We start from the raw sequence: 15,191 nt of genomic DNA on the forward strand, positions 1-15,191 counted from the left end.
AATCGCGGCATGACCCTGACTGAACTTCGATACATCGTGGCCGTGGCGCGGGAGCGCCATTTCGGCCGCGCTGCAGAAGCCTGCTTCGTTTCCCAGCCCACCTTGTCGGTGGCCATCAAGAAGCTGGAAGAAGAGCTCGACGTGAAGATCTTCGAGCGCGGTTCCAGCGAAGTCTCGATGACCCCGCTCGGTGAGGCCATCGTCCGCCAGGCCCAGAGCGTCATCGAGCAGGCCCAGGGCATCCGTGAAATCGCCAAGCGTGGCAAGGACCCCCTGGCCGGCCCGCTGCGCCTGGGCATCATTTACACGATCGGCCCCTACCTGCTGCCCGAGCTGGTGAAGAACGCCATCGAGCAGACGCCGCAGATGCCGCTGATGCTGCAGGAGAACTTCACCGTGAAGCTGCTCGACATGCTGCGCACCGGCGAGATCGACTGCGCCATCATGGCCGAGCCCTTCCCCGATACCGGCCTGGCCCTGGCGCCGCTCTACGACGAGCCCTTCATGGTGGCCATGCCCGCCAGCCATCCGCTGGCCGGGCGCAGCCACATCAGCTCGCAGGAGCTGAAGCAGGAAACCATGCTGCTGCTGGGCACCGGGCACTGCTTCCGCGACCATGTGCTCGAGGTCTGCCCCGAGTTCGCGCGCTTCTCCAGTGACACCGAGGGCATCAAGAAGAGCTTTGAGGGCTCATCCCTCGAAACCATCAAGCACATGGTGGCCTCGGGCATGGGCATCACGGTGGTGCCGGGCCTGTCGGTGCCGGCCACGCCGCAGCCCCACCTGGTGCATGTGCCCTTCGAGGCACCGGTGCCGATGCGCCGGGTGGTGCTGGCCTGGCGGCGCAGCTTCACCCGCTACGAGGCCATCGCGGCGCTGCGCAACGCCATCTACGCCTGCGCGCTGCCGGGCGTGGTTCGCCTGAGCGCCTGAGCGGCCTTCAGGTGCTGCGCTTGAAGCCGGCCAGCACCACACCCGCCACCACGAACAGGCTGCCGAAGGTGCGGTTCAGCCAGCTGATCTGGCGCGGCGTGCGCAGCAGGCCCAGCACGCGCGCGGCCAGCGCCACATAGCCGGTCATCACGGTGCATTCGATCAGGCCGAAGGTGATGCCGATGGTCAGGTACTGCGCCAGCAGCGGCTGGTGCATGTCGACAAACTGGGGCAGCACCGCCAGCAGGAAGACCGTGCCCTTGGGGTTCAGCGCGTTCACCGTCCACCCGCGCAGGAACAGCGCCTTGCGGTGGCTGCCTGGCGCCTGGGCATCAGCGTCGGTGCTGGTGGCGTCCTGTGCCGTGATCGGGCTGGCGGGTGAGCGCCATTGCTGGATGCCCATCCACACCAGGTAGGCCGCGCCCAGCCACTTCACCACCGTGAACGCGGTTTCACTGGTGGCCAGCAGCGCACCCAGGCCCACCCCGACCACCAGCAACTGAGTCCACACCCCCACCGCCAGGCCGAAGGCGACAGCCTGGCCACGGCGGAAACCGTGGTTCAGGCCTGCGCCCATGGCCGCAATCGCACCCGGGCCGGGCGAGAGACTGACCACCAGGGTGGTCACGAAAAAGGGCAGCCAGGTTGCAAAGTCCATGGGGGGGGTGGCCCGGGCGGGCGCTTTGAGTCAGAGGCCTGGGGCAGTGTAATAGGCCCCGAACAGGCTGTAGCCCTTCAGCGGTGCGCCGCCCATCATGTCGCGGTGCATGCCTGGCAGTCGCACGCCCAGGCCGGGCGGGGTGTGCTGCAGCCGCATGCCGTGGCCCAGCGGGTTCGCTTCATCCATGAAGCTCACGGCCGTGCCCAGGTTGCCGGTGGTGCCGGCCAGCGCGTCCAGCTCGGCCGCCACGCGGGTCATGCCGGTGCCGCGTTGCAGCAGCCAGCCGCCCTGGCGGTTGGACATGAAGTTCGGCCCGATGGTGTTGGGGTTGTCGTTCGTGGCGGCGTCCACGAACAGCGCCGGCACATCGGCCCGCGTCGACACCAGCACGTTGTTGGCGATCAGGTTGTTGCGGGTGCGGTCCACGGCCGGGCTGAAGGTGCTGACGATCAGCTCACCCGCGCCCCACAGGCCGCGCTTGGGGTCGCGCATGTTGCCGATGGCCGTGTTGCCGACGACCCGGTTGTCGCTGGCATCGAAGACGATGATGCCGGCCCCGTCGTTGCCCCAGACCACGTTGTTCTCCACCACATTGCGGTCGCACCACTGGTCGATCTGGATGCCGTTGCCGTCATAGGCGATCCGGTCGTGGTTGGCGTAGGAAAAGTTGTAGCGAATGATGTTGTCATCGCCGCTGTTCTCGGCCGCATCCTTGGCATAGAGGTGGATGCCCGAGGTGCCGCCGATGGCCATGCCGTTGCCGGTGGTGGTGTTGTATTCGACCAGGTAGTTCGAGGCGTTCAGCTCGATGCCGTGGTGGCCGTTGTTGCGGATCAGGTTGCCGGCGATGCGGGTGCGGTCGGTGGGCGAGGCATTCACCAGGCCGATGCCGATGCCCCCGGTGCGGTGGCCCTCGATCAGGTTGTTCGTGATCTGGTGGCCGGTGCCGGCGCCATCACTGATCGACAGACCCTGGTCGGAGTTGCGCAGCGTGTTGTGGTCGATGGTCAGGTGATGGCTGCCGCGACGCACGACGACCGAGGCCCACGGCGAGCCGTCCACCACCATGTTCTTCAGCTTCACGTAGGCGGCGCCCTGGAAGTCGATGGCGCTGCCGATGATGGGCGGCTGTGTCGCCAGGGCGGCGCGCACCGTGATGGGTTGCGCGGCCGTGCCCTGGGAGGTGATGGTGACCGGGCCGGGCTGGTTGCCCGGGCCGACCAGCACCACCGAGCCGGGTGGCAGGTTGGCCCAGGGGACGTCCATCAGCCGGGAGATCTGGATGGCGCCTGCGGGCATGGGGTTGACCGGGCCGACGGCGACCGTGACAGGGGTGGTCTGGCCGTGCGAGGCCGCTCCTGAGAGGAGCAGTGCGATGGCCATGAACACGGGACGGATGGTGGTGGTGAAGCGGAAGTGCATGGCAGTGAAGGTCCGGTTGGAGCGGCCGGGTTGGCCGCCAGCCCGGGTTATCGGGGCACGCCGGTCCGGCCGAAGCGACCGCTTGTAAGGAGCGGTGTGGAAACGTCAGGCGTGTTGCAACACCTCGGCGAGAATCACCGCCAACCCGATTCCTGAAGGCCGCTTGCGGCCGCGCCGCCATGTCCCGAGCCAAAACCGTCTACACCTGCCAGGACTGCGGCGGCACCAGCCCGCGCTGGCTGGGCCAGTGCCCGCACTGCAAAGCGTGGAATACGCTCGAAGAAGGGGTCGCAGAGCCTGTTTCCGGCACCGCAAAGAACCGTTTTCAGGCTTTGGCCAAAAGCCAGCCGGTGACCACGCTGAGCGAGATCGAGGCCACCGACATCGACCGCACCCCCACTGGCATCGACGAGCTCGACCGGGTGCTGGGCGGCGGCATCGTTGAAGGCGGTGTGGTGCTGATCGGCGGCGACCCGGGTATCGGCAAGAGCACTTTGTTACTCCAGGCGGTCGATGCGCTGGCGAACAGAGTGAAGGTGCTCTATGTCACAGGTGAAGAATCCCCCGCACAGGTCGCCCTGCGCTCCCGGCGTCTGGGGCTGAGCGGTACATCGGTGCGGGTGCTGGCCGAGATCAGCCTGGAGAAGATCCTCGCCACCATCGAGGCCGAGCAGCCGGCTTTCTGCGTGATCGATTCGATCCAGACGCTGTATTCCGAGCAGCTCAGCTCGGCCCCGGGCTCGGTGGCACAGGTGCGTGAATGCGCGGCGCAACTCACCCGCACGGCCAAGGCCGGTGGCTGCGCCATCGTGCTGGTGGGCCACGTGACCAAGGAAGGTGCGCTGGCCGGGCCGCGCGTGCTGGAACACATCGTCGACACGGTGCTGTATTTCGAGGGCGATACCCACAGCAGCTTCCGCCTGGTGCGCGCCATCAAGAACCGCTTTGGCGCGGTGAACGAGATCGGCGTGTTCGCGATGACGGAAAAGGGCTTGAAGGGTGTCAGCAACCCCAGCGCCATCTTTCTCTCGACCCATGCCGAGCCGGTGCCGGGCGCATGCGTGCTGGTGACGCTGGAGGGCACCCGCCCGCTGCTGGTGGAGATTCAGGCGCTGGTGGATGCCGGTGGCCCCAGCCCGCGCCGCTTGAGCGTGGGCCTTGACCGTGACCGGCTGGCCATGCTGCTGGCTGTGCTGCACCGGCATGCCGGCGTGGCCTGCATGGACCAGGACGTGTTTGTCAACGCGGTGGGCGGTGTGCGCATCAGCGAGCCCGCGGCCGACCTGGCCGTCCTGCTGGCCATTCAAAGCTCGCTGCGCGGCAAGGCCCTGCCACGCGGCTTCATCGCCTTTGGCGAGGTGGGCCTGGCCGGCGAGGTGCGCCCGGCGCCCCGCGGCCAGGAGCGCCTGAAGGAAGCCGCCAAGCTGGGTTTCAGCGTGGCCGTCGTGCCGAAAGCCAATGCGCCCAAGAAACCGATCGAAGGGCTGACCATCCATGCGGTGGAACGCATCGAGCAGGCCATCGATGCCCTGCGTGACCTGGTCGCCAACCACTGAAGACATGAGCAAGACCCTCTATACCCTGCTGGGCGTGCCGCGTGACGCGGACGCCGAGGTCATCCGTGACGCCGTGAACCGCCGTCGGGCGCTGCTGGCCCCCGACGACAGCGCGGGCGCCCTGGCGCTGCGCGAGGCCTGGAGCACGCTGGGCCACCCGCAGCGCCGCGCTGCTTATGACGCCTCGCTGCACCACCTGGCGCAGCAGGCTGATGCCGTGGCCGCAACCACGGCTACGGCCGGCGCCACTGCAGCGCGCCGCGCAAGGCGGGCGCAGCTGCCGGTGGCCGAGCCCACCGGCATCTCACCGCTGTGGTGGTGGGTGGGCGCGGCTGTGGTGCTGGCGGCGGCTGGCCTGTTCTGGCGCCAATCCCACAAGGGTGCCCAACGTGCGGCGGAACTGGCCACCCAGCAAGCGGCGGCTGGGCAAGGCGGCGCGGCCATCGCCCGGCCTGCGCTGACGCAGGTGGGCGGCGACGCCACCGCACCCGCCATGCCCACTGCACAGACGCAGTCGGCCCTCGCGGCAGCACCTGCAGCCGGCGCCCTGAGCCCGGAGGCGCTGTTCGCCGCGGTCGCGCCGTCGGTGGTGCGCATCAATGCCGCCGGTGAGGCGGGCGACGGCTCGCTGGGCTCGGGCGTCGTCATGGGCCGCGAGGAGGTGCTGACGAACTGCCACGTGGTGCGCCGCTCCAACCGGCTGAAGGTGCGCCATGCCAGCGGTGAATTCGACGCCCGCCTGCAGCTGGCCGATGAGCAGCACGACCTGTGCCGCCTCAGCGTGCCTGGCCTGGCGGCGCCGTCGGTGACGCTGGCCGGCAGCGAGCCGGTGCGGGTCGGCCAGAAGGTGTTTGCGATCGGCTCGCCGCAAGGCCTGGACCTGACGCTGAGCGACGGCCTGGTGTCGTCGCTGCGCAGCACGCCGGACGGCGAGGTGATTCAGACCACGGCGCCGGTCTCGCCCGGCTCCAGCGGCGGTGGCTTGTTCAATGAAACCGGTCAGCTGGTGGGCCTGGTCACCTTCCAGTCCACCAGCGGGCAGAACCTGAACTTCGCGGTGCCGGTGTCCTGGATCCAGCGCATGAGCGCCACGCAGCTCGGCAGTGGTGAGCGCTCGCGGGCCATGCAGATCGGCGCCAACACGCCGGACGCCGCCAAGCCCGACAGCCCGGTCAACCTGCTGGTGGGCAGCTGGCAGTGCTACGGCCCCATCACCGGCCGTGGCCTGACCATGGTGCTGGAAGCCTCGAGCCGCGTCACCGGCACCTTCGAGGGCAAGCCCTTTGCCGGCCGGTATGCGCTGCAGAACGGGGTGCTGCACCTGATGTCGGGCACCACGGCCAGTTTTCAGGTGGAAGAGTTGAAACCTGGCCGCATGGTGCTCAACAGCGGCGAGGCGCGGCGCCTGGTGTGCAGCCGCAACTGAAAGGAAACGCGATGACGACCCCCGTGATGCCCGAGCCGCCCTATTACGCGGTGATCTTCGTCAGCCACCGCATCGAGGGCGATGCCGGCTACGGCGCGATGGCTGAACGCATGGCCGAGCTGGCAGCGCAGCAGCCCGGTTACCTGGGTGTCGACAGCAGCCGCGGCGCGGACGGCGTGGGCATCACCGTGTCGTACTGGCGCTCGCTGGAAGACATTGCGGCCTGGCGCCGCGACGTTGAACACACCGCGGCGCGCGATCAAGGGCGGGCGCAGTGGTACAGCGCCTACGAGCTGCGCATCGCGCGGGTCGAGCGGGCCTACAGCTGGCAGCATGACTGACACGGCGGAACGCACAGCGGGCAGCAGCCGGCCCGGGCGCGCCTCGCAGACAATCCGGCGCTGGATGTTGGACAGGTGAACGCAATGGATGCACGATGGGGTTGGGCGCTGGCGCTGCTGGCGATGGTCACGGCGGCCTGGCAATTCGGCTTGCCCGGGCTGGCGCTGGGGGCCACGGTGGTGGTGTTCTGGCTGGTGCTGCAGTTCAGCCGCAGCCTGCGGGTGATGAAGGACGCGGGCGGCGCGCCGATGGGCAGCGTGGCCAATGCGGTGATGTTCCACGCCAAGCTGCAGGCGGGCTGGCCGATGCTCAAGGTGCTGCCGCTGGCCGGCAGCCTGGGCCGCAAGGTGAGTGACGATCCGGAGACCTGGGCCTGGCAGGACGCCAGCGGCGACAGCGTCGAGCTGGTTTTCGAGGCGGGGCGGCTGGCCCGCTGGCAGCTGGTTCGGGCCGCCACCTCGTAAAATCGATTTCTTTGGCTCTTCGACCTCAATCAACAAGGAATTCGCCATGGGCATGGACGATCGCGACGGCAAGATCTGGATGGACGGGCAGCTGGTGGACTGGCGCGACGCGAAGATCCATGTGCTGAGCCACACGCTGCACTACGGCTGCGGCGCCTTCGAGGGCGTGCGCGCCTACAACACGGCCAAGGGCACGGCGATCTTCCGCCTGCGTGAGCACACCGAGCGCCTGTTCAACAGCGCCAAGATCCTGCGCATGACGATCCCGTTCACGATGGAACAGGTCGAAGAAGCGCAGAAGCAGGTGGTCCGCGAGAACAAGCTCGAGAGCTGCTACCTGCGTCCGCTGACCTGGATCGGCTCCGAGAAGCTCGGCGTCAGCCCCAAGGGCAACACGATCCACCTGATGGTGGCGGCCTGGGCCTGGGGTGCGTACCTCGGCGAGGAAGGCCTGAAGCGCGGCATCCGCGTGAAGATCAGCAGCTACACCCGCCACCACGTCAACATCACGATGACCCAGGCCAAGGCGGTGAGCAACTACACCAACTCCATCCTGGCCAACATGGAAGCCACGGACGACGGCTACGACGAAGCCATGCTGCTCGACGCGTCCGGCTTCGTGTCGGAAGGTGCGGGCGAGAACCTCTTCGTCATCAAGAACGGCGTGGTCTACACGCCTGACCTGTCGGCTGGCGCCCTGAACGGCATCACCCGCAACACCATCTTCCACATCTGCAAGGACCTGGGGCTGGAGCTGGTGCAGAAGCGCATCACCCGCGACGAGATCTACATCGCCGACGAGGCCTTCTTCACCGGCACCGCCGCTGAAGTGACGCCGATCCGCGAACTCGACCGCATCGAGATCGGCAGCGGCTCGCGCGGCCCGATCACCGAAAAGATCCAGGCTGCGTTCTTTGACATCGTCAACGGCCGCAACGAGAAATACGCGCACTGGCTGACCCTGGTCTGACCCCCGCGCAACGCACAAGGTACCCCATGAGCGAACAGCAGAAATCCGTCGTTGAAGTCACTGCCCAGGACCTGCACGGCCCCGGCGTGGTCTTCTGCCCGAACCCCAAGATGACCCTGTGGAGCAACCACCCCAAGGTCTACGTGGACCTGAGCCACACCGGTGAAGGCAAGTGCCCGTACTGCGGCACCGTGTACCGCCTGAAGGCGGGCGAGAAGATCTCGGCAGGCCACTGAGCCTGCGGCCGGAATCTTCCAGCTCCGGCCATCTCATGAGCCCATTGCCGCCCGAGCAGCCCGGTTTGCCCAGCCGTGAGGCGGTGCTGGCCGAGGCCCACGGCGTGCTGCTGGAAAAGCTGCAGCGCCAGGACTGCGCGCATGCGCTGCAGCGCCTGGCGCGCGCCATCACCCACCTCAGCGGCCTGCCGTGCCGTCTGCGCGTGGTGGCGGGCCAGACCGCGGTCGCGGGCTTCGATGCCGGCCATGTCGCTGGCCACACCCTGGTGGATGTGGAGCCGCTGTGCTTTGGCGGGCAGCTGCAAGGCTGGCTGTGCCTGCCTGCCGAGGGCAGCAGCCGCAGCCTGCTCGATGCCCTGCAGCCACTGATCGACACGGCTGGCTCGATGATGGCCGTCTGGCTGCAGGAATCAGATGCCGGCCCGCCGCCATCGCTGACGCTGATCCGCCAGGCCATGCGCGAGGGCGGCAGCTTCGTCTGGGAGTGGGACATTCCCACCGACGTGCTGGGCGACATCGACGAAGGCGCGGTGATGCTGGGCTACGAGGTCGGCGAGATCGGCCACACCCAGGTCGACTGGAACCGGCTCATCCACCCGGATGACCTCGACGGCATCGAGGCAGCCTACGAGGCCCACGTCAACGGCGAAGCGCCGTTCTACCGCGCGGTTTACCGGGCCAAGGCGGCCAATGGCGACTGGCGCTGGGTGGAAGAGCGCGGCCGCGTGGTCGAGCGCAATGCGCATGGCGAGCCGCTCTACATGGTCGGCACCCAGACCGATGCCACCGCGCAGGTGGCCCTGGCCGAAGCGCAGCGTGAACGCCTGGCGGCCGAGGCGGCCAGTGCCGCCAAGACCCGTTTCCTGTCGCGGGTGAGCCATGAGCTGCGCACGCCGATGAATGCAGTGCTGGGCTTCACCCAGCTGCTGCAGATGGACCCTGACCGGCGCCTCGACACCACCCAGCAGCAGCACCTGGCGCTGGTGCGCCAGGCGGGTGATTACCTGCTGGGCATCATCAGCGACCTGCTGGACCTGTCGTTGGTCGAGGGCGAGAAGTTGTCGCTGCAGGCCACGCCGGTGGCCTTGTTGCCGCTGGTGCAGGATTGCATCGCGATGGTGCGATCGCAGGCCGAGGCCGGCCAGGTGCGACTGACCGTGAGCATGCCGGACGGCCCGGCCGCAACCGCTGCGCAGGTGCTGGCCGATCGCAAGCGCCTGCAGCAGGCCCTGATCAACCTGTTGACCAACGCCATCAAGTACAACCGCGCAGACGGTGAGGTGCGGGTGGTCTTGCAGGCCGATCAAGCCGGTGCCTGGCAAGTGCAGGTGCACGACACCGGCCAAGGCATCGCGCCGCAGCAGATGCCCTTCCTGTTCGAGCCGTTCAACCGCCTCGGCCAGGCCCACGGTCCTGTGTCAGGCGCGGGCCTCGGCTTGGCGCTGGCCCAGGCGCTGGCGCTCAGCATGGGCGGGCACATCACCGCCCGGAGTGAGCACGGTCAAGGGTCGGTCTTCACGCTCACCATGCCCTCGGCCCCGCTGGCCGGCTGAACTACGCCAGGGTCAGGGTGAGCAGCGCGATGCTGCCCGGTGGCATCCGCCAGGTCACGTCCCCGCCCGCAGCCGGTTGCCAATCGCGCTGAACCAGCCGGCTGGCGCGGGCGGTTTCGGGCGCATCAAAGGTCGCGTCGGCCTGCAAGGTTTTCAACTGCGCGCTGCGCACCTGGGCATGGTCCAGCTGCAGGCTCACGTCGGCGTCGCGGTCGGGGTCTTTGTGGATCACCAGCACCTGCAGTTTCTGGCCGTTGCGGCTGGCCATGGCGCTGGCCAGCGGCATCTCGGGCCAGGGCGCGCAAAAACCCACGCGCTTGTTCACGGCGCCGGTGGTGGCCACCTGCACACCGCAGTCCAGCAATCGGCCTTCACGCAGCACCTGCGCGGCCAGGCGCAGCGCGCCGGCGGCAGGGCGTTCGCGCTCGGGCGCGCCAACGGGTGTGGCGGCCAGCGCGCCAAACACCCAGTTGCCATTGAGCGACCAGTGCAGCGCCGCGCCCACCTCGGGCAGCTCGCTCATCATGCGCAGCAGGTCGGCCACATACAGCGCGCCGGTCAGCGTGGTGACCCAGGTGTTCTCTGGTGCGTCCTGGCCGTTGATGCGGCGCGTGCTGTAGAACGCGTTGTATTCGGTGACGGCGATCGGCGGCGCGGGCAGGTGCCGCGTGCTGGCATGGTCACGCCAAAGCCGCACGGCGCGGCCCAGGCTGTGGCGCCAGGTTTCGCTGCCGGCGACCGTGGCCCAGAACAGGCTGCGTGCGTCGGGCAAGGGCAGCGGGCGGCCCTGCGCATCCTGCGGGTCATTGAGCTGCGGCATGTAGCAGTGCAGCGAGAGCCAGCCGATGTCTTGCGGCCTCTGCAGCTTGCCCAGCACGCGCCGCGCAAACCCCAGCTGCGGGCCGACCACGTTGGCCATCTCGTCACCGCCGTTGCGCCAGGGCTGGCCCGAGTGGGTGTCGATGGCGAAGGGCAGGCCGAACTTCAGCGTCGGGTCCACCGCACGGGCCGCGGCCATCACGGCGTTCACCCGCTGTGCATAGGCTTCGGGCGTCAGCATCAGGCGGTTGGGGCGGCCGTCGGCCTCGGTCGCCTCCATCAGGTAGGGCTCGTTGCCCAACTCCCACCAGCGCACTTTTGGCAAGGGCCGGCCGGTGATGCGTGACACCAGCGTGCCCTGGTTCACGTGGGTCACCCAGGCCGCCGCGAGCCGGGCCAGCGTGGCGTCGTCGCCGTCGTGCAGGTTGAGCTGGATCATCGGCTCGGCCCCCACGGTTTCGCAGGTTTCCAGAAACTCCTGCGTGCCGTAGACGATGGTCTGGTGTGGCTGGCCGGGGTAGGCGAACACGGGTGATCGGCTGGCCAGCGGGCCGATGCCCTGGCGCCAGTCATGGGTGTCGGGCACGCCGGGGTAACGCAGCAGCGTGGGCGCCAGTTCGCGGGCACGGCGGATCATGTGCGGCAGCCATTGCCCGCGTGCATCCATCAGGCCTTCGCTGCCATACACCCAGGGCGTGTTGCTGCCCAGCAGCTGGGGCCGCGCCGGCCGGCCGGTGGCCGTGGCGTCCACGCGCAGGCGCACCGGGTGGCTGGCGGCCTGCACCGGCACGCGCGGCGGCGGGCCGGCCAGACTGTCCAGCGCACCGCCCAGGCCCACCGAGCCACTCACGGCGCCTTGCAAGGCGCGGCGGCGGGTGAGTGTGTGTGCGGGCGGGCTGCGATGTGTGGTGCGTGGCGGCATGCCGGCAGTGTCGCGGCATTCGCGCCGCAGCCGTGTGCCGGATTGGGGGGACACGGCACACCCGCCACACCAGCGCGTGATTTGGCAGCCACACTGCCAACACAATGCCCTGCGCGCCAGCCACCTTCCCACCGGATTCGCCTTGACCACTTCGCTCGATCACCTCGCCCGCGGCCGGGACAACAACCTCAACCTGATCCGCATCGTGGCCGCCGCCATGGTGCTGGTCAGCCACAGCTTCGTGATCGCCAGCGGCAACCCGCATGCCGAGCCCTGGGACGCCGTGCTGGGTCGCTCGCCGGGCGGCATGGCCGTCGACATCTTCTTCGTCATCAGCGGCTTTCTGGTGACTGGCAGCCTGGTCAAGCAAGCCAGCATCTGGCCCTACCTGATGGCGCGCGCCGTCCGCATCTACCCCGGCCTGTGGGTGGCCTTGCTGCTGACCGTGCTCGTGGTGGGCTGGTGCGCCACGTCGGCATCGCCCGCTGCGTTTTTCACTGACCCGCAGACCTGGCGCTACCTGCTGCGCAACGGCACGATGGTGCTTGGCGCCGAGGCCGTGCTGCCCGGCGCGTTCGAGGCCCAGCCCTTTGCCGGCGTGGTCAATGGCTCTTTGTGGACGCTGCGGCATGAGCTGCGCCTGTACCTGCTGCTGGCGCTGGCCTGGTGGCTGCTGCAGCGCTGGGCGCCGGCCCGGGCCTTGGCGCGCTTGCGGTGGCTGGTGACGCTGGCGGCGGTGGGCTTGAGCGCGCTGGCGCTGTGGCAACTCGGCGCCAGCGACCGCTCTGACCTGGTCCGCATGGGCGGCATGTTCTTCACCGGTGCGGCGCTGCATGCCTGGCGGCATCAGGTGCAGCTGGGCGGGCCGCGCGGGTTGTTGATCGTGGCGGTGGCGCTGCTGGCGATGGTGGCCGGCGCGGCCGTGTCACCGCGGGTGTTCGAGCCGGTGTACCGGCTGGCGATGCCGCTGGTGGTGTGCTGGATGGCCTTCGTGCCGGCCGGCCCGTGGCGCGCCTGGAACCGGCTGGGCGACTATTCCTACGGCGTCTACATCTACGCCTTTCCGGTGCAGCAGCTGTGCCTGCTGGCCTGGCCCGGGCTGGGGCCGTGGGGGCTGACGGGCGTGGCCGGCGTCATCACGCTGGCGCTGGCGGTGGCTTCCTGGCATGCGGTGGAATCACCCGCGCTGGCGTGGCTGCACCGCCGGAGGCAGCGGCGTCAGGCGGCGGCTGCTGCTGCGTTGAGTGCGGCGGGTTGAAGGGTGGCTGTAGCCACATCCACCGCGACCTCCAGAACGCGCCCGATCACCAGCACCGCCGGGCTGCCGATGCGCTCGCGCGCCAGTGTCTCCACCAGCGCGCCCAGGGTGGTGACGGTGCGGCGCTCCTGCGGCGTGCTGGCGTGCTGCACGGCGGCGGCGGGCAGGTCCGCCGGCAAGTGGCTGAGCAGGCCGTGGACGATGCTGGGCGCCTGCGACACGCCCATGTAGATCACCAGCGTCACGCCGCTGGCGGCCACGCGGGCGATGGCGGGCCAGTCCGGGCCGGCGCTGCCGGGTTGTGGATGACCGGTCACCAGCATCACGCCCTGGGCGCCGGCGGCGCGGTCGGTCCAGCCGCAGCCCAAAGCGTTCACGGCGGCCAGGCCCGAGGTGATGCCGTTGACCACGACCACCGGCACGCCGGCTTCGCGCAGCGCGGCTACTTCTTCGCCGGCACGGCCGAAGATCAGCGGGTCACCGCCCTTGAGCCGCACCACCTTTTCGCCGGCCAGGGCCTCGCGCACCAGCAGCTTGTTGATGAAGGCCTGCGGCGTAGACGCGCAACCGCCGCGCTTGCCGACCTGCACCAGGCGCGGTGCCCGATCCGTGCCTTCCAGCACCGAGGCCAGCACCTGCTCGCCCACCAGGTCGTCTACCAGCACCACGGTGGCTTCGCGCAGCACGCGCGCGGCCTTGAGCGTCAGCAGCTCCGGATCGCCCGGGCCGGCGCCCACCAGATGAACGGGGTGCACGGTCAGCGGTGGCGTGGGGGACATGGTGGGCTCAAGGCGTGAGGGGACGACGGTGCTTCAGGCCGGCACCGCCTGGCGCAGCGCGAGCAGGCAGGCGTGCTGGCGCTGGATGGGCTCGGGCACCGGCAACTCGCCCGCGAGCATGGCGTTCACCAGCTGCGCGGTGGTGGCTGGGTCAATCGCGGCGGGCAGCTCGGGCACATGCGCGAGTGAGCCGCCCTGGGCGTCCAGGCTGAGCTGTGGGCTCAGCTGGCCGGCCACAAAACACTTCAGCGCCGGCAGGCGGCGGGCATCGGCCACGGGCTCACCTTCGGTGCCGCGCAGCAGCAGGGCGTGGGCCTGGGTCAGCGCCAGAAACTCCGCCAGGCTCACCGCGTATTCCGGGTGGGTGTGGTTGACCACGCGCAGCGCGCCGGGCACGGCCGGCAGCAGCTTGGCCAGCGTGTGCCCGGGGTTGCGCAGGCCCAGCACCTGCCGCAGCCGCAGCAGGCCGGCCAGTGAGGGGTGCAGCACATCCAGCGGCATGAACACCGGCTGCGCGCGGCCCCAGGCGGATTGCGCGCTGGCGGCGTCGGTGGCCACGGGCCAGCCGAGCGCTTCGAAGATCTGCGCGGTGGTCACGCGGGTCGGGTCTTCGGCGAAGCCGTGCACCAGCACCGGCACACCGCTGCGCGCCAGCAGGCCCGCCAGCAGCGGCGTCAGGTTGGGCAGCTTGCGGGCGCCGTTGTAGCTGGGCAGCACGATGGCCGGCGCGGGCGCCTGCAGGGCCAGGGTGCGCGGCAGCACCGCGTCCATGAAGCCGGCCAGCTCGTCGGGCGTTTCGCCCTTGATGCGCATGGCCAGCGCGAAGCCGCCCTTCTCCAGATCACTCAACTGGCCGTCAAGCAGCTGGCTCATCAAGTCACAGGCCTGGGCCCGGCTCAGGGCGCGGGCGCCGTCCTTGCCGCGGCCGATTTCTTTCAGGTAAGGGGCGATGCTCATGGCGCGATTGTCTTCGGAGCCTTGCTGCTGCGAATGGCCTCTGTGACAACCGCGGCGAGCATCCACCCCGCGTCGATCAGGCCGCGACCTTCTCGACGTGTGCGTGGCGCGTGTAGAGGAAGTCGATGACCGCCTTGCGCGCCTGCACGTAGACCGGGTCTTCGGCCAGCGCGACGCGGTCACGCGGATGGGCGAGGCGCACGTCGTGGATCTCGCCGATGGTGGCGCTCGGGCCGTTGGTCATCATCACGATGCGGTCGCTCAGCAGCACGGCTTCGTCGACGTCGTGGGTCACCATCACCACGGTGCTCTTGGTGCGGGCCACGATCTTCAGCAGCTCGTCCTGCAGCTTGGCGCGGGTCAGCGCGTCCAGGGCGCCGAAGGGCTCGTCCATCAGCAGCACCTTGGGCTCCATCGCCAGTGCACGGGCAATGCCCACGCGCTGCTTCATGCCGCCCGAGATCTCATGCGGCCGCTTGTGGGTGGCGTGGCTCATGCCCACCAGCTCCAGCGCGGCTGCGGTGCGGGCCTTCAGGGCCGGCTTGCCTTCGGTGGCGCTGAAGACGCGCTCCACCGCCAGGTAGACGTTGTCGAAGCAGGTCAGCCAGGGCAGCAGCGAATGGTTCTGGAACACCACGCCGCGCTCGGGGCCCGGGCCCTTGATCTCGCGGTTGTCGCAGATCAGCACGCCGCCGGTGGGCGCCAGCAGGCCGGCGATCAGGTTCAGCAGCGTCGATTTGCCGCAGCCCGAGTGGCCGATCAGCGTGACGAACTCGCCCTTCTCGATCTTCAGATCGATGTCGCGCAGCGCCTGGAACGGGCCCTTGCGGGTTTGAAAGGTGACTTCAGCACCCTGGACTTCGATGAATGCGGACATGGCTTGGGCCTTTCGG

The 15,191-nt window shown here is 69.1% G+C and carries 15 protein-coding genes; 9 read left to right on the top strand and 6 right to left on the bottom strand.

Annotated features, from left to right (window positions below):
- The first annotated feature begins 9 nt into the window (after positions 1–9).
- Complete coding sequence (locus AACH00_RS18595; protein ID WP_341400680.1) at positions 10–933, top strand: hydrogen peroxide-inducible genes activator; 924 nt, start codon at positions 10–12, stop codon at positions 931–933.
- 7 nt (positions 934–940) lie between these two features.
- Here the strand turns inward: AACH00_RS18595 and rhtB are convergent, their stop codons facing one another.
- Both rhtB and AACH00_RS18605 read right to left on the bottom strand, forming a co-directional pair.
- Complete coding sequence (rhtB, locus tag AACH00_RS18600) at positions 941–1,591, bottom strand: homoserine/homoserine lactone efflux protein (RefSeq protein ID WP_341400681.1); 651 nt, start codon at positions 1,589–1,591, stop codon at positions 941–943.
- 30 nt (positions 1,592–1,621) lie between these two features.
- Positions 1,622–3,016 carry a right-handed parallel beta-helix repeat-containing protein gene (locus AACH00_RS18605; protein ID WP_341400682.1) on the bottom strand — a complete coding sequence of 465 codons (1,395 nt, stop codon included), beginning with the start codon at positions 3,014–3,016 and terminating at the stop codon, positions 1,622–1,624.
- A 179-nt stretch (positions 3,017–3,195) separates the two neighbouring features.
- Between AACH00_RS18605 and radA the strand changes: the two genes are divergently transcribed.
- From radA to AACH00_RS18640, 7 genes are all read left to right on the top strand, one after another.
- Entirely contained in the window at positions 3,196–4,572 is a 1,377-nt protein-coding gene (gene radA / locus AACH00_RS18610; protein WP_341400683.1) for a DNA repair protein RadA, read from the top strand.
- Positions 4,573–4,576: 4 nt separating this feature from the next.
- A complete protein-coding gene (locus tag AACH00_RS18615) occupies positions 4,577–5,998 on the top strand; it encodes a trypsin-like peptidase domain-containing protein (protein ID WP_341400684.1) in 1,422 nt (473 codons plus the stop codon).
- An 11-nt stretch (positions 5,999–6,009) separates the two neighbouring features.
- On the top strand, positions 6,010–6,339 hold the full coding sequence (locus tag AACH00_RS18620) for an antibiotic biosynthesis monooxygenase family protein (protein WP_341400685.1): 330 nt from the start codon (positions 6,010–6,012) through the stop codon (positions 6,337–6,339).
- A gap of 84 nt (positions 6,340–6,423) precedes the next feature.
- Positions 6,424–6,804, top strand: coding sequence for a hypothetical protein (locus tag AACH00_RS18625; protein WP_341400686.1), 381 nt, complete (start codon positions 6,424–6,426; stop codon positions 6,802–6,804).
- Positions 6,805–6,850: 46 nt separating this feature from the next.
- A complete protein-coding gene (locus AACH00_RS18630; RefSeq protein WP_341400687.1) occupies positions 6,851–7,774 on the top strand; it encodes a branched-chain amino acid transaminase in 924 nt (307 codons plus the stop codon).
- A gap of 26 nt (positions 7,775–7,800) precedes the next feature.
- Positions 7,801–8,010: a zinc-finger domain-containing protein gene (locus tag AACH00_RS18635; RefSeq protein WP_341400688.1), complete on the top strand. Its 210-nt coding sequence runs from the start codon at positions 7,801–7,803 to the stop codon at positions 8,008–8,010.
- 35 nt (positions 8,011–8,045) lie between these two features.
- The gene (locus tag AACH00_RS18640) at positions 8,046–9,563 is read left to right on the top strand and encodes a sensor histidine kinase (RefSeq protein WP_341400689.1); all 1,518 of its coding nucleotides are present in this window, start codon (positions 8,046–8,048) and stop codon (positions 9,561–9,563) included.
- 1 nt (position 9,564) lies between these two features.
- Here AACH00_RS18640 and AACH00_RS18645 read toward each other — a convergent pair whose 3' ends face one another.
- Positions 9,565–11,304, bottom strand: coding sequence for a hypothetical protein (locus tag AACH00_RS18645; protein ID WP_341400690.1), 1,740 nt, complete (start codon positions 11,302–11,304; stop codon positions 9,565–9,567).
- A gap of 142 nt (positions 11,305–11,446) precedes the next feature.
- On the opposite strand from AACH00_RS18645, the gene AACH00_RS18650 reads away from it, so the two are divergent.
- Positions 11,447–12,562 (top strand): acyltransferase family protein, encoded by a 1,116-nt coding sequence (locus AACH00_RS18650; RefSeq protein WP_341400691.1) that lies wholly within the window; start codon positions 11,447–11,449, stop codon positions 12,560–12,562.
- Here AACH00_RS18650 and cobA read toward each other — a convergent pair.
- The 3 genes from cobA to AACH00_RS18665 form a co-directional block, all read right to left on the bottom strand.
- Complete coding sequence (gene cobA, locus AACH00_RS18655) at positions 12,523–13,341, bottom strand: uroporphyrinogen-III C-methyltransferase (protein ID WP_341400692.1); 819 nt, start codon at positions 13,339–13,341, stop codon at positions 12,523–12,525. The genes AACH00_RS18650 and cobA overlap by 40 nt on opposite strands.
- 33 nt (positions 13,342–13,374) lie before the next feature.
- A complete protein-coding gene (gene ybiB, locus AACH00_RS18660) occupies positions 13,375–14,298 on the bottom strand; it encodes a DNA-binding protein YbiB (protein WP_341400693.1) in 924 nt (307 codons plus the stop codon).
- A 76-nt stretch (positions 14,299–14,374) separates the two neighbouring features.
- Positions 14,375–15,175, bottom strand: coding sequence for an ABC transporter ATP-binding protein (locus tag AACH00_RS18665; RefSeq protein ID WP_341400694.1), 801 nt, complete (start codon positions 15,173–15,175; stop codon positions 14,375–14,377).
- Positions 15,176–15,191: the final 16 nt, after the last annotated feature.

Origin of the sequence: Ideonella margarita (assembly GCF_038066635.1) — a bacterium.
Lineage (GTDB): Bacteria > Pseudomonadota > Gammaproteobacteria > Burkholderiales > Burkholderiaceae_C > Ideonella > Ideonella margarita.

Excerpts from the sequence above, each read along its gene's own strand:
- AACH00_RS18595 (WP_341400680.1), top strand. The coding sequence starts at position 10 with ATGACCCTGACTGAACTTCGATACATCGTGGCCGTGGCGCGGGAGCGC.
- rhtB (WP_341400681.1), bottom strand. The coding sequence starts at position 1,591 with ATGGACTTTGCAACCTGGCTGCCCTTTTTCGTGACCACCCTGGTGGTC.
- AACH00_RS18605 (WP_341400682.1), bottom strand. The coding sequence starts at position 3,016 with ATGCACTTCCGCTTCACCACCACCATCCGTCCCGTGTTCATGGCCATC.
- radA (WP_341400683.1), top strand. The coding sequence starts at position 3,196 with ATGTCCCGAGCCAAAACCGTCTACACCTGCCAGGACTGCGGCGGCACC.
- AACH00_RS18615 (WP_341400684.1), top strand. The coding sequence starts at position 4,577 with ATGAGCAAGACCCTCTATACCCTGCTGGGCGTGCCGCGTGACGCGGAC.
- AACH00_RS18620 (WP_341400685.1), top strand. The coding sequence starts at position 6,010 with ATGACGACCCCCGTGATGCCCGAGCCGCCCTATTACGCGGTGATCTTC.
- AACH00_RS18625 (WP_341400686.1), top strand. The coding sequence starts at position 6,424 with ATGGATGCACGATGGGGTTGGGCGCTGGCGCTGCTGGCGATGGTCACG.
- AACH00_RS18630 (WP_341400687.1), top strand. The coding sequence starts at position 6,851 with ATGGGCATGGACGATCGCGACGGCAAGATCTGGATGGACGGGCAGCTG.
- AACH00_RS18635 (WP_341400688.1), top strand. The coding sequence starts at position 7,801 with ATGAGCGAACAGCAGAAATCCGTCGTTGAAGTCACTGCCCAGGACCTG.
- AACH00_RS18640 (WP_341400689.1), top strand. The coding sequence starts at position 8,046 with ATGAGCCCATTGCCGCCCGAGCAGCCCGGTTTGCCCAGCCGTGAGGCG.
- AACH00_RS18645 (WP_341400690.1), bottom strand. The coding sequence starts at position 11,304 with ATGCCGCCACGCACCACACATCGCAGCCCGCCCGCACACACACTCACC.
- cobA (WP_341400692.1), bottom strand. The coding sequence starts at position 13,341 with ATGTCCCCCACGCCACCGCTGACCGTGCACCCCGTTCATCTGGTGGGC.
- ybiB (WP_341400693.1), bottom strand. The coding sequence starts at position 14,298 with ATGAGCATCGCCCCTTACCTGAAAGAAATCGGCCGCGGCAAGGACGGC.
- AACH00_RS18665 (WP_341400694.1), bottom strand. The coding sequence starts at position 15,175 with ATGTCCGCATTCATCGAAGTCCAGGGTGCTGAAGTCACCTTTCAAACC.